The sequence below is a fragment of the Streptomyces sp. NBC_00386 genome (assembly GCF_036063235.1).
Classification (GTDB): Bacteria; Actinomycetota; Actinomycetes; order Streptomycetales; family Streptomycetaceae; genus Streptomyces.
Map to the genome: position 1 here is coordinate 8,693,752 of NZ_CP107950.1, position 12,940 is coordinate 8,706,691.

The following is a 12,940-nucleotide window of genomic DNA, read 5'->3' on the forward strand; positions in this document are numbered from 1 at the left end:
GGCGGTTACTGTCGAAATCAGCCGAGAACCTGGGGGCTTGACGTGAACGGACAACCCAACACTCGTCTGTCGGACCTGTTCGGCCTGGCCGGCTGGTCCAAGGGTGAACTCGCGAGGCTGGTCAACCGGCAGGCGGCGGCCATGGGCCACCCCCAGCTGGCGACCGACACCTCGCGGGTGCGGCGGTGGATCGACATGGGAGAGATCCCGCGTGATCCGGTGCCGCGGGTGCTGGCGGCTCTGTTCACCGAGCGTCTCGGCCGTGTCGTGACCATCGAGGACCTCGGTCTGGTCCGGCACGGGCGCGCGGGGAAACGGCAAGGCGCCGCCGGGAGTGCGGAACATCCCGACGGAGTGCCGTGGGCGCCCGACCGAACCGCCGCGGTCCTCACCGAATTCACGGGAATGGACCTCATGCTCAACCGACGCGGCTTGGTGGGCGCGGGTGCCGCGCTCGCCGCGGGATCCGCACTCAGCCCTGCCATGCACGACTGGCTCCGCAACGATCCGGCCCTCGCGGCCGACGCTCCGAAGTTCGAAGACCCCCTGCATGCCGACCCCGCCGGGTTCGACCGCTACGAGGCCGCCCCCATCGGGTCGCAGGAGATCGAGGAACTGGAGCGCTCCGTCGAGGTGTTCCGGGCCTGGGACGCGGCCCGCGGTGGCGGGCTGCAACGCAAGGCCGTGGTGGGCCAGCTCAACGAAGTGGGAGGCATGCTCTCCTACCGGCACCCCGACCATCTCCAGCGACGCCTGTGGGGCGTCGCCGCCAATCTCGCCGTCCTCGCGGGCTGGATGTCGCACGACGTCGGCCTGGAGCCCACGGCTCAGAAGTACTTCGTCATCGCCGCCCATGCGGCCCGCGAGGGCGGCGACCGGCCCCGCGCGGGGGAGGCGCTCTCCCGGGCGGCCCGTCAGATGGTGCATCTGGGCCGCCCCGACGACGCACTCGACCTCATGAAGCTCGCCAAGTCCGGATCCGGTGACGAGGTGCTGCCCCGCACCCAGGCGATGCTGCACACCATCGAGGCCTGGGCACAGGCGTCCCTGGGCAAGGGGCAGGCCATGCGGCGCACCCTGGGTGTGGCGGAGGACCTGTTCGTCTCCGACCGGGGTGACGTCCCTCCGCCCAGCTGGATGCAGTTGTTCGACGAGGCCGACATGCACGGCATGCAGGCGCTCGCCTACCGCACGCTCGCCGAGCACGAGCCGGCCGCCGCGGCGACCGCGCAGCGTCACGCCAAGGAGGCGCTGAAGCTGCGGGAGTCGGGGCGGGACCGGTCGAAGATCTTCGACCACATCTCGCTCGCCTCGGCCTGCTTCATCGCCGACGATCCCGAACAGGCCGACCGCTACGCGCGACTGGCCCTGACGTCGATGGGCTCCAACTCCTCCCATCGCACCTGGGACCGGCTGCGCGAGATGTACCGGCTCACGGGGCAGTACTCCAGCTATCCGAAGATCAGCGATCTGCGTGAGGAGATCAAACTCGCGCTGCCGAAGGGTTCGCTCAAGCCCCGGCGCGGCGACGGCGCGCGAGTCTAGGGCGCCGACTGCGGGGGCCCTGGTGCTCTACGCCTCCCGCGCGAGCGGGTGTTCGGCGCCGGCCGCGCCGCGGCGGCTCGGCTGACAACGGCGTCAGCCGCCGTCAGGGGAGGATGCCGGTACCGGCCGTCTCTCCGTCTTGTCCGGCTCCGTCTCGTTGGGCTCCGGTGCCGTCGGGCTCCGGTGTTCCAGGCGTTCCCGGCATCCTCGGCGTCAGGATCCGATCCGGGCGATGAGCACGCAGGCGTCGTCCTCGCGCTCGGCTGCACCGCATTCCTCGACAACCATCCGAATACAGTCCTGGGCCGTACGGGCCTCGCCGAAGCGTGGGGCCAGGTCAAGCAGCCTCTGGACGGCCGTCACCGCTCCCTGACGTTCGGTTTCGTCCGGGTGAGGGGCCCCTGCTCGCCGGGGAACCAGCCCCTCGGTGTGCAGGAGCAGCAGGTCGCCCGCGCGGAGGGTTTCCTCGGCCTGCCCGTAGACCGCGCCGGAGGTGGCTCCGAGCAGAACGCCGTCCGGTGCGGCCAGCGCGCGCCCCGTCCCGTCGCGGTACAGCAGCGGGGCGGGGTGTCCTGCCTGCGCCCAGCTGAGGGTGCGGGTCGCGGGGAGGTAGCGGCAGCAGACGGCGCTGCCCAGGGCGGGCTGAACGGTGGCGTCGAGCAACTGATTGAGCCAGGAGAGGAGTTGACCGGGCCGGGTGCCCGCCACCGCCATGCCGCGCAGGGCACCCAGCAGCATCGCCATTCCCGACGTCACGCCGACCCCGTGGCCGGTGAGGTCGCCGACAGTCAACAGGGTCTCGCCCTCGGGGAGTTCGAGGGCGTCGTACCAGGTTCCGCCGATCAGTGCGCTGTTCGACGACGGCAGATAGTGGGCCGCCACGTCCAGCGCGCCGGGTCCCTGGCGCGGGAAACGCAGGGAGCCGCGCCAGGGCGGCAGCACGGCCTCCTGGAGTTCGACCGCGAGCCGGTGCTCGGTCTGTGCGACGTGCCGCCGGCGCTGGAGGGATTCCCGGGTCTCGCCCACCGTCCGCTGACTGCGGCGCAGTTCGCTGACATCGCGCAGCACGGCCCACATCGAGGCGGTGCTGCCGCCGGCGTCGAGCACGGGCTCGCCCATCATGTGCACGGTCCGCACTCCACCGTCGGGTCGCACGATGCGGAACTCCCCGTCGATGGGTTTGGCGTCGATGAGGCAGTCGGTGACCATCGTCGTCAGCATCGGCCGGTCCTCGTCGAGGACCAGTGAGGGCAGCTCGTCGAGGGTGAGCGGGGGAGCGGCGGCGTCGCGGCCCAGGATCTGGTAGAGCTCGCCGGACCAGCTCGCCTCGTCCGTCAGCAGGTTCCACTCGGCGCTGCCGACCCGGCTCAGCAGGGAGCCCTGCCGGGGTGCGGCCGGCGCGGTCCGGGCGGCGGCGGTGGCCTCGGGCGGGACGGGCAGCTCCGTCGGTCCGTCTCGCAGTTGAGCCAAGTGCGCGTCCAGGTCGTTCAGTTGATGCAGCGCCAGATTGCACAGTGCGCGCTGCCAGCGTCCCTGCGCGTCCTCTTCGTCGGCGGGTGCCTCACGCCGTACGGCGTCCACCTCACCGCGCAGGCGCCGCGTCTGCGAGATGAGCGCGTCGACCGTGCCGCGCCGGGGCGGCTGGGCGGCGGGGCGGTCCGCAGAGAGATGGGGTGGCATGACGTACTCCGATGCGGGGACGGTACGACCTGGGCGACGGAAGGACCATGACGACTGTCGCACAGCCCGCGACGCACTGTAAGTGGTTTGGCAACACCCGATACGGTCATGCTTCTGGTATATGCCGCAGTCCTCCCGGAGCGGGCGACCGGTCCCGATGAGGTAGTCGCTGTTCGGATTCAAGTCGTAGACGCCGTACGCGACTTGACGGTCACAGGCGGCCCCGCGCGAGGCTTTCATTCTGCTGTTCGAGGGGCATTTGTGCGAGTGTTCGGGGCCCGTTCAGGGCGAGCGTACGAACTCCGCCACCTCGGCCTCGTAGAGAGGGGACGGATCGATGCCCATCGACGTGAAGTTGCCCTCGATCTCCAGGGCGACGATGCCGTGCAGATGAGCCCACAGCAGCGTGGAGCGTGCGGCGACCGCCTCCGGCACGTCCTCGAAGCCGTGCCGCTCCCGCCACTTGGTGAACTGCCCCGCCGTGTCGCGCGGGACGTGCGGCTCCGGCTCGGCCAGGGCGCTCACCGCGTCCAGGAGCACGGTCATGGCCGGCTGCGAGGCCTCGACCAGGCTCGCGGCCTGGGCGTCGTAGCCCTGGAGCGGTGCGCGGAAGAGCAGCCGGTAGCGGTGCGGCTCGGCCAGCGCCCAGGCCCGGTAGGCGTGGACCAGTCCGGTCAGCCGGGCGGCCGGGTCCGCCGGGCCGGCCTCGGCGGCCGCCCGGGCGAGCGCCGACGCCAGGTCTGCGTAGGCGTCGACGGCGAGGTCGGTCAACAGGCTGTCGCGGTTGGCGAAGTAGCGGTAGAGCGCGGGGCCCGTCATGCCCAGCTGCTTGGCGATCGCGTTGAGCGACAGTGCCTCCGGGCCGCCCTCGGCGAGCTGGCGCAGCGCTGCCGTCTTCACCTCCTCGCGCACCTGCGCGCGGAACCGGTCGCGCGGGCCGGTCCCGCTCCGGGTGTCTGCGGCCACGTCGTCGCCTCTTCGTGTCGGGGTGCGGAAATCAAGTTGCGTTAGAGCCTATCACGAAAGAGACAGTCAGTAACGGAAGAGTCCCGTGCGCGCGATACGCGATGGTCAGGGCCCGTACTGGCATATGCCCCCGGGTGACTCGTCCCGGATGCAGTGGTGATCACCGCGTGCCACGGTGATCACGAGGATCCCGGGCTCGGCCGGGATCCTGCGTACCGCGGGACGATCTCGGCCACTGTCATGGGCCGGACCGATCACCCCGTGCAGGACTCGCTCGACGGCGGCGCCACGCCGACCGTCCTCTCGTCCGGGATGCACAAGGGCCGTGACTACGCGTGGGTCGGCGCCGGCGACGGCCTCCGGCTCAACCGGTACGTCTACGACTTCGAGGTCAACGGCGTCAACGCCCGCAGGGTGCGGTAGCGCGGCGGACAGGCCGGTCCAGTGGACCGGCCTGTCCGGGAGTGTCGCGGCCACCGCACGCCGGTGGCCCGGTTAGGCATAGAGGTCCGGGCGAGGGGCCAGTTCGACGGTCACCCGGCCGCCGCTCTCCAGCGCCCGGACTCCCGCCTCGGCGACGGCGGACGCCGCGTACCCGTCCCAGACCCCGGGTCCGGTGACCCGGCCGGCCCGGGTGGCGTCCACCCAGGCCTGCACCTCACGGTCGTAGGCGTCGGCGAAGCGCACGAGATAGTCCTGCGCCACCTCCTCGTGTCTGCCGCCCGCTGTCGTGACGGCCATGGAGCGCTCGTCCCCGATCCGCGCGCTCCCCGACTCGCACACCGCCTCGCACGCCACCTGGTAGCCGAACCCGCAGTTCACGAAGACCTCGACGTCGACCAGGGCGCCGCCGGCCGTCTCGAACAGGACGAACTGAGGGTCGATCAGCCCCTCGGGCGCGGTCGAGGACGACCGGGGGCGCAGCACGGTCACGGCCGTGAGCTCCTGCCCCAGCAGCCAGCGTGCCACGTCGATCTCGTGCGAGACGGAACTGTTGACCAGCATCGCCGAGGTGAAGCCGGGCGGCGAGGACACATTGCGGTGGGTGCAGTGCAGCATGAGCGGGCGGCCCAGCCGGCCGCTGTCCAGCAGGGACTTGAGGCGCCGGTACTCGGCGTCGTACCGGCGCATGAACCCGACCTGCGCCAGCCGCTGCCCGAGTCGTACCTCCGCCTCCATCACCCGCAGTGCCCCGGCCGACTCCGGCACCAGCGGCTTCTCGCACAGCACGGGAAGACCCCGGGCGAACGCCGCGAGCAGGGCCTCCTCGTGCGCGGGGCCGGGGGAGGCGACCAGTACGGCATCCACCCCGGGCGCGTCGAGCGCGGCCGCCGCCTCGGCGTGGACCGACACGCCGTCGATGCCGGCCGCCGCCTCCTCGGCGCGACCGGTGTCGGGATCCGCCACAGCGGCGACTCTTGCACCGCTCACCACCTGGTCCAAGCGGCGTACATGGTCGGCTCCCATGTGGCCGGCACCCAGTACCGCCACACCCAACAGCTCACTCACGCGGTGCGCACCTCTCCGACGACTGCCCGGGCCGTTCCGTCCCGGTGATCCGATTGTCGGCCGCGAAGATCGATGACGCAGCACCCTGACGACGGCCTTTAGTTGCGCATTCCGGGCAATTGATTGCTAATCTCACCGCGTCGCCAGATGACGTTGCCCGCATCGTGGTCGCGCACGACGATGCCCTCTCCGCAGGACACCCATGACGCAGGTCGACACGGAATCCGAGACGGCACCGGCGGCCGCCAAGCTGACCCTGGTCACGCTCTCCATGATGGTCGTCGGCTCCATGGTCGGCGCCGGGGTGTTCTCCTCGTCGTCTCGGTCGCCGGTGCCGTCACAGGGATCGTCGCCCTGGCGCTGGGCCGGATCAGTCTGTGACCCGTCGGCCTCCGGCCTGGAGAAAGGCACACCGTGACCAGCGAAGACACCACGAGCCGTCCGGCGTACGGCGTCCACTCCGAGGTCGGCAGGCTGCGCAAGGTCCTGGTCTGCGCACCCGGCCTCGCCCACCGCCGGCTCACCCCCACCAACGCCGACGACCTGCTCTTCGACGACGTCATGTGGGTGGAGAACGCCCAGCGCGACCACGCCGACTTCGTCGACAAGCTGCGCGGGCGCGGGGTGGAGGTCGTGGAACTGCACGACCTGCTCGCTCAGACCATGGCCCTGCCCGCGGCGAAGGACTGGCTCCTCGACCGGAAGATCACCGCGAACGAGGTCGGACTCGGACTCGTCGACGGCACGCGGGCCTACCTGGAATCCCTCGAACCCGCCGACCTCGCCCAGTTCCTGATCGGCGGACTCTCCACCGCGGACCTGCCCGACGAGTTCCGCACCGGCTACCTCTCGCTGGCCCGCGAGTCGACCGGCGTGCGCGAATACCTCATGCCGCCGCTGCCCAACACCCTCTACACCCGCGACACCACGTGCTGGCTCTACGAGGGGGTGACCCTCAACCCGCTCTACTGGCCGGCCCGGCACGACGAGACGCTCCTGATGAAGGCCGTCTACTCCTTCCATCCGGACTTCACGGGCTCCAAGGTGTGGTGGGGCGACCCCGAACTCTCCTGGGGCCAGGCCACGTTCGAGGGCGGCGACATCATGCCGGTCGGCAACGGCGTCGTCCTCATGGGCATGAGCGAGCGCACCTCACGGCAGGCCATCAGCCAGGTCGCGGCCGCCCTGTTCCAGAGCGGCGCGGCCGAGCGCATCGTCGTCGCGGGCATGCCCAAGCTGCGCTCCGCCATGCACCTCGACACCGTCTTCACCTTCGCCGACCGCGACCTCGTCACCCTCTATCCGGCCATCATGGACTCGGTGCACACCTTCTCCCTGCGGCCCAGTGACAAGGCCCCCGGGGTCGAACTCACCGACGAGGGCTCCCGCGCGTTCACCGACGTCGTCGCCGAGGCGCTCGGACTGTCCGAGCTGCGGATCGTCGAGACCGGCGGCGACGTGTACGCCTCCGAGCGGCAGCAGTGGGACAGCGGAAACAACGCCGTCGCCCTGGAGCCCGGCGTGGTGTTCACCTACGACCGCAACACGCAGACCAACACGCTGCTGCGCAAGGCAGGCATCGAGGTCATCACCATCGTCGGGTCCGAACTGGGACGAGGGCGCGGCGGCGGCCACTGCATGACCTGCCCCATCGTGCGGGACCCCGTGGACCTCTGACCGCCGGCGCAGGCCGGCCGCTCGTCGGCTCAGAAGGAGTCCGGATCGGCGGCGGCCCAGTCCGCCGCCCAGGCCGAGGGCGGCTCGGCCAGCAGCACCCCGGGCGCGAGCCACTCGTAGAGCTCCGCGTACGACCTCACCGTCGTCGGTCCGACGCGCCGCAGCAGCCGGTGAGGTGTGAGCTCGCCGGGATCCCGCACGCCCATCGCGGCCATGATCAGGCTCGCGCTGTGCACGGTGGCCCGCTGGTAGCGCCGCACCCGCTCGGCCTTGTCGGCCACGTCCAGCGCGCGGAACCGGCGCGGATCCTGCGTCGTCACACCGGCCGGACAGGTGTTCGTGTGGCACCGCCGGGCCTGGACGCAGCCGACGGCGAACATCATCGCGCGGGCGGCGTTGGTGTAGTCGGCGCCCTGCAGAAGGCGTCTGACGATGTCGGAGCCGGTCGCGACCTTGCCGCTCGCACCGATCCGGACCCGGTCGCGCAGGCCGGTGCCGACCAGCGCGTTGTGCACCGTGATCAGACCCTCGGTTAGCGGTGTGCCGATCGTGCCGGCGAACTCCGCGGGCGCGGCCCCCGTGCCGCCCTCCGAGCCGTCCACGACGACGAAGTCGGGTGTCACCCCCTCGGCGAGCATCGCCTTGCAGACGGCCAGGAACTGGCGCCGCGAGCCGATACACAGCTTCAGGCCGGTCGGCTTGCCGCCCGCCAGCTCGCGCATCCGGGCGACGAACCGCACCAGCTCCCTCGGGGTCGAGAACACCCGGTGGTACGGAGGCGACACCACGGTGACACCCTCGGGCACCCCGCGCGCCCGCGCGATCTCCGCGCTCACCTTCGCCCCGGGCAGCACCCCGCCGAACCCCGGGTTCGCCCCCTGGGAGAGCTTCAGCGACACGCACTTCACCTCGGGCAGCGCGGCCTTGTCCTTGAACTCCCGCTCCTCGAAGTCCCCTTCGGCGGTACGGCACCCGAAGTACCCTGTGCCGATCTCCCAGATGAGGTCACCGCCCCCGCGCAGGTGATGGTCCGACAGACCGCCCTCGCCGGTGTCCTGCGCGAAACCCCCCAGCGCGGCACCCCTGTTGAGCGCCAGGACGGCGTTCGGGGACAGGGCTCCGAAGCTCATCGCGGAGACGTTCAGCAGAGCCATGTCATAGGGCTGGGTGCAGTCGGGGCCGCCCACCCGGACCACGGGCGGTTCGTCCGGAACCTCGACCGGGCGCATCGACGGCTCCAGGAACTCATAGCCGTCCCCGTACACGTCACGCTCCGTGCCGAACGGCTCCCCGGCCTCGACGCCCTTCGCCCGCTCGTGCACGAGGGTGCGGACCGCACGGTCGAAGGGCCGCCCGTCGACGCGGCGCCCGACGAAGCGTCGCCGGCGATCCGGGCGCTGCGCCTCCGGCGGGAAGCCCAGACGGCCGAGCAGCGGATAGTTGCGCAGCACGGAGTAGCGGCGCTGCGCCAGGTCATGGCCGCCGAGCGCGGTCAGTGCCAGCAGCGGGCCCGCCGCGCACCACCACCACGCGGAGACGGCGCCCGCCAGAAGCAGCGCCCCGGCCGCACCGAGGGCGACGAGCAGCAGTGGGAGCATCCGGCGCACACCAGGAGTCAAACCCATGGAGGCGAAAGCCGCTGATCGGGGACACCCGCGCGGGCCGTCACGCTCACCCGGTGGGGTGCCCGTCAGTAGCCGTCCGTGTCCTGCGGACCGCAGGAGCTGCCGCCGGCCGGCAGCGACCCGTACAGCAGGAAGTCGTCGACCTTGCGGTGCACGCACTTCGAGGACGCGTACCCGGTGTGCCCGTCGCCCTTGTTGTCGAGCACCACTGCCGAGGAACCCAGACGCCTGGCGGTCTCCACGGTCCAGCGGTAGGGGGTCGCCGGGTCCCCGCGCGTGCCGACGAGCAGAATCTTCGAGGCGGGTACGTCGCGGACCTTCTCGCGTATGTAGTCGGTGCCCTTCGGGCGGCCGTAGCACATCAGCACCTGGGCGAGCCGGTACCGGCCGAAGACGGGCGACGCCTCCTCGTAGGCGGCACGCAGTCCGGCGATCTGTTCGGCGACCCGGCCGGCACTGGGCCGGTCGGGGTCGTCGGCGCAGTTGACGGCCATCAGGGCGGCCGGGAGGTTGTCGAGCGGGACGTCCTCGGCGTCGACGAGCCCGCCGTTCCGCCGGGGCCCCTGCCGGACGGGCGTGGAGGTGGCCGGCAGGGAGGCGCCGCCGTAGAGCTGGGTGAGTCCGTGGGTGTCGCCGTCCTGGACCAGCAGGCTGAGGGCCTGTTCGAGGACGGGCCACATCTCCTTGCTGTAGAGCGCCTGGCTGATCGCGCCCACCAGGTCCTGTCCGGAGAACGCCTGGCCGTAGTCCGACGGCACCGGGTCCCGGTCGAGCGACTTCACGAGCTCGACCACCTGTTCGCTCGCGCTGCGCCGGTCCTGTCCGAACGGGCAGGCCATGTTCTTCGCGCACCAGGTGATGAAGTCGTCGAGCGCGGTCTGCTGGCCCTCCGCGCCTATACGGCCCTGTTCGGTGATCGGCTCGGTGAGCGTGTCGACCCCGTCGAGCACCATCCGTCCCGTCTTCTTCGGGAACTGGGCCGCGTACACCGCGCCGAGCCGCGTCCCGTAGGAGAATCCGAGGTAGTTGAGCTTCTTGTCGCCGAGCGCCTGACGCATCACGTCCAGGTCCCGGGAGGCGTTGACCGTGCCGATGTGCGGGAGGACGGCCCCCGAGTGCCGGGCGCAGGTGTCGGCGGCCTTCTTGACCGCCTTGAGCGCCGCCTGCACGTCGGTGTCGGCGGCCGTCGCCCCGAAGATCTCGTCCACACCGTCTCCGCAGCTCACGGGCGAGGAGCGGCCGACGCCGCGGGGGTCGAAGGTCACCACGTCGTAGCCGTTGGTCAGGCCCATGAAGTCCTTGCCGGCCGCTGCGAGCCCGGGAACGCCCGCACCGCCGGGACCGCCGAAGTTCAGCACCACCGACCCCCGTGAACGGCCCGTCGCCCGGTAGCGGGCCAGCGCCAGGTCGAGCGTGCCGCGGCCCGGCCTCGCGTAGTCGAGGGGGACGGTGATCCTGCCGCACTGGAGGTCCTTGGGCATGCCGTCGCCCTCGCAGGCCGCCCACGTGACCTTCTGGCGGTAGAAGCGGGACAGGCCGGGCCCCTCGTCGGCGGTCGCCACCGTCGGCAGACCCGCCGCCAGCAGGGTCAGCGTCGCGGTGGCGGCTCCCACGACCGCGAAGCGTTGGTGCACGGACAGCATGCCTGCCTCCAGGGTCGCCTGCGGTGGACCGGCGATACCTCCCGGATCACGATAGACGCGGCCCCGGTGACACGCCTCTGGGCGAGCGGGGCCGGCCGTCGCCGCCCGTCCCGCCCCGCGCCGGGCCCTCCCCGGGGGTGCGGAGACTGTTCGAAATGCGGGACGCTCGATGGGGTGAAAGGCCGATAAGCCATAACTCGGATGGTCCGCAGGCGTTCTTGGCACTGTGGGCGAGTGCCCATGTTGGTGTCAGGAAGGCAGTGAACGTATGAAACGGGTGACCCGAAATGGTTTGATCGCCGCGGCCGCCGCCTCGGGCGCGCTGGCCGCTGTCGTGCCGGCGCACGCCGACTCCGCGGCGGACGGCGCGGCGGCAGGCTCGCCCGGCCTGATCTCCGGCAACACCGTCCAGCTCCCCGTGCACGTCCCCGTGAACCTGTGCGGGAACACGGTGAACGTGGCCGGGCTGCTCAATCCCGCCGCGGGCAACCGCTGTGCCAACCAGGGCGCCGGGGGCGGGGCCGCCGCGACCGGCGGCGGGCGGCACGGGGGAGCCGGAGCGCACGGTGGCGCCGCCGGCCGGGGCGGCACGGCCGGTGGCCACGGCGCCGACAGCCGTGACGGCGGGGGCGCGGTCGCGCACGGTCGCGGAAAGGATTCGCCGGGTGTGCTCTCGGGCAACGGCCTTCAACTCCCGGTGGATCTTCCGGTCAACGTCAGCGGCAACTCGGTGACGGCGGTCGGCCTCGGCAACGCGGCCGTCGGCAACGAATCGGTCAACACCTCGGGTGCCGAGCCCGTGCGGGCGCACCACGACGTGAAACCCGCCCCGAGGCCGTCCGCCCCGTCCGCCGGGACTCCCGTCACCGCGGCGCCGGAGCGGGTCCGGCCGCGCGGCGGGGCCGTGGCCACCCTTGCCCACACGGGCGCGGACGCCGCGATGCCCGCCATCGCGGCGAGCGCGGCGATGCTGCTGGGCGGTGCCGTCCTGTACCGCCGGTTCCGGCCCGCCACGGTGCGCTGACCCGCGGCGGTCACGACGGGAGGCTCCATCGGACGGGTGACCGGTGGAGCCTCCTCGCCGTCCGCGTCCTCCTGTCCGGGGTCCTGGCGTGCTGGGGCTCCTGGGGTCTCGGGGAGCCGTCGTCCCGCTGCCGCGGGCCCGGCTCGCCCGGGGCATCGCCAGGTCCGTGCGGCACGGTGACACCGTCGTGCCGGCCGTGGGTGCCGAAGTGGCCGAATCTGCTCCCGTGCGCGGCGCTCGTCGCTGCGATCGGCACGGAGATCGGGAAGGATGCTGCGCGAGCGACCGGCCCGGCGCACCGCGCGCCCCGAACGCCGGCACGCACCCGACCTGTACGCATTGGAGCGCCCCATGACCTCACCGGGACCCGACGGCCTCGTCGTCAGCCAGGCCACCCTCGACGACTGGAAGGTCGTCGGCGGCTGGGCGGCGGACGAGGGATGGAATCCCGGCCTGTCCGACAGCGCGAGCTTCTTCGCCCAGGATCCCGGGGGCTTCTTCATCGGACGCGTCGACGGGGAGCCGGTCTCGGCCGTCTCGGTGGTCAACTACAGCGCCGACTACGCCTTCCTGGGCTTCTATCTCGTACGCCCCGACCTGCGCGGGAACGGATACGGCCTCGCCACCTGGGAGACCGCCCTCGCCCACGCGGGCGGCCGGACCGTCGGCCTCGACGGCGTGGTCGCGCAGCAGGACAACTACCGCAAGTCGGGTTTCGAACTCGCCTACCGGACCGCCCGGTTCACCGGTGTGGCCCCCGTGGGGGAGGAGCCGTCGGGGGTGCGGGCGGCCGGGCCGGCGGATCGCGCGGCGATCACGGCGTACGACAGCGCCTGCTGTCCGGCCGACCGGCCGGTGTTCCTGGAGTCGTGGCTGACCGCCCCCGGACACCGCACCTTCGTCCGGCACGACGGCGCCGGCAGGCTGAGCGGGTACGCCGTGATCCGTCCGGCGCGTGACTCCCTGCGGATCGGCCCCCTGTTCGCCGACACCGCCGACGACGCCCGCGCCCTGTTCGCCGCGCTCGCCGCCGACGCGGACGGCAGCGCGCTCGCCGTCGACGTGCCGCGGACGAACACGGCGGCCGTCGCCCTAGTGGAGAAGCTCGGCCTGATCCCCTCCTTCGAGACGGCCCGCATGTACACCGGGCCGGTCAGGGCGTTCGCGCGGGAACGGGTCCACGGGGTGACCTCACTGGAACTCGGTTAGCCCGGCACGAACCCGGCCGGCCCGGCGCGGCGTTCGGCCCCGCACGCGGCCATGCACGGGAG

The 12,940-nt window shown here is 72.0% G+C and carries 11 protein-coding genes; 6 read left to right on the forward strand and 5 right to left on the reverse strand.

Annotated features, from left to right (window positions below; genetic code table 11):
• Positions 1-42: 42 nt before the first annotated feature.
• A complete protein-coding gene (locus tag OG780_RS38015; protein ID WP_328455954.1) occupies positions 43-1,545 on the forward strand; it encodes a DNA-binding protein NsdB in 1,503 nt (500 codons plus the stop codon).
• Positions 1,546-1,758: 213 nt separating this feature from the next.
• On the opposite strand, the gene OG780_RS38020 is transcribed toward OG780_RS38015, so the two are convergent.
• Together OG780_RS38020 and OG780_RS38025 are read right to left on the reverse strand one after the other, a co-directional pair.
• A complete protein-coding gene (locus OG780_RS38020) occupies positions 1,759-3,225 on the reverse strand; it encodes a PP2C family protein-serine/threonine phosphatase (RefSeq protein ID WP_328455956.1) in 1,467 nt (488 codons plus the stop codon).
• A gap of 282 nt (positions 3,226-3,507) precedes the next feature.
• Positions 3,508-4,191: a TetR/AcrR family transcriptional regulator gene (locus OG780_RS38025; RefSeq protein WP_328455958.1), complete on the reverse strand. Its 684-nt coding sequence runs from the start codon at positions 4,189-4,191 to the stop codon at positions 3,508-3,510.
• A 240-nt stretch (positions 4,192-4,431) separates the two neighbouring features.
• Here OG780_RS38025 and OG780_RS38030 point away from each other — a divergent pair, with 240 nt between their 5' ends.
• A complete protein-coding gene (locus OG780_RS38030; protein ID WP_328455960.1) occupies positions 4,432-4,614 on the forward strand; it encodes a hypothetical protein in 183 nt (60 codons plus the stop codon).
• A gap of 72 nt (positions 4,615-4,686) precedes the next feature.
• Here the strand turns inward: OG780_RS38030 and OG780_RS38035 are convergent, their stop codons facing one another.
• Positions 4,687-5,700, reverse strand: a complete 1,014-nt coding sequence (locus tag OG780_RS38035) for a Gfo/Idh/MocA family protein (RefSeq protein ID WP_328455962.1) — start codon at positions 5,698-5,700, stop codon at positions 4,687-4,689.
• 202 nt (positions 5,701-5,902) lie between these two features.
• Here OG780_RS38035 and OG780_RS38040 point away from each other — a divergent pair, with 202 nt between their 5' ends.
• Complete coding sequence (locus tag OG780_RS38040; RefSeq protein ID WP_328458789.1) at positions 5,903-6,118, forward strand: hypothetical protein; 216 nt, start codon at positions 5,903-5,905, stop codon at positions 6,116-6,118.
• Positions 6,115-7,377, forward strand: coding sequence for an arginine deiminase (locus OG780_RS38045; RefSeq protein ID WP_328455964.1), 1,263 nt, complete (start codon positions 6,115-6,117; stop codon positions 7,375-7,377). Before OG780_RS38040 ends, OG780_RS38045 begins: the two co-directional genes overlap by 4 nt.
• A 29-nt stretch (positions 7,378-7,406) precedes the next feature.
• Here the strand turns inward: OG780_RS38045 and OG780_RS38050 are convergent, their stop codons facing one another.
• Positions 7,407-8,975, reverse strand: coding sequence for an FMN-binding glutamate synthase family protein (locus OG780_RS38050; RefSeq protein ID WP_328455966.1), 1,569 nt, complete (start codon positions 8,973-8,975; stop codon positions 7,407-7,409).
• 92 nt (positions 8,976-9,067) lie between these two features.
• The gene (locus OG780_RS38055; RefSeq protein WP_328455968.1) at positions 9,068-10,645 is read right to left on the reverse strand and encodes an alpha/beta hydrolase; all 1,578 of its coding nucleotides are present in this window, start codon (positions 10,643-10,645) and stop codon (positions 9,068-9,070) included.
• Between the two features lie 268 nt (positions 10,646-10,913).
• Here OG780_RS38055 and OG780_RS38060 point away from each other — a divergent pair, with 268 nt between their 5' ends.
• Together OG780_RS38060 and OG780_RS38065 are read left to right on the forward strand one after the other, a co-directional pair.
• The gene (locus OG780_RS38060) at positions 10,914-11,669 is read left to right on the forward strand and encodes a chaplin (RefSeq protein ID WP_328455970.1); all 756 of its coding nucleotides are present in this window, start codon (positions 10,914-10,916) and stop codon (positions 11,667-11,669) included.
• A gap of 351 nt (positions 11,670-12,020) precedes the next feature.
• Positions 12,021-12,878 carry a GNAT family N-acetyltransferase gene (locus OG780_RS38065; RefSeq protein ID WP_328458674.1) on the forward strand — a complete coding sequence of 286 codons (858 nt, stop codon included), beginning with the start codon at positions 12,021-12,023 and terminating at the stop codon, positions 12,876-12,878.
• Positions 12,879-12,940 lie beyond the last annotated feature (62 nt).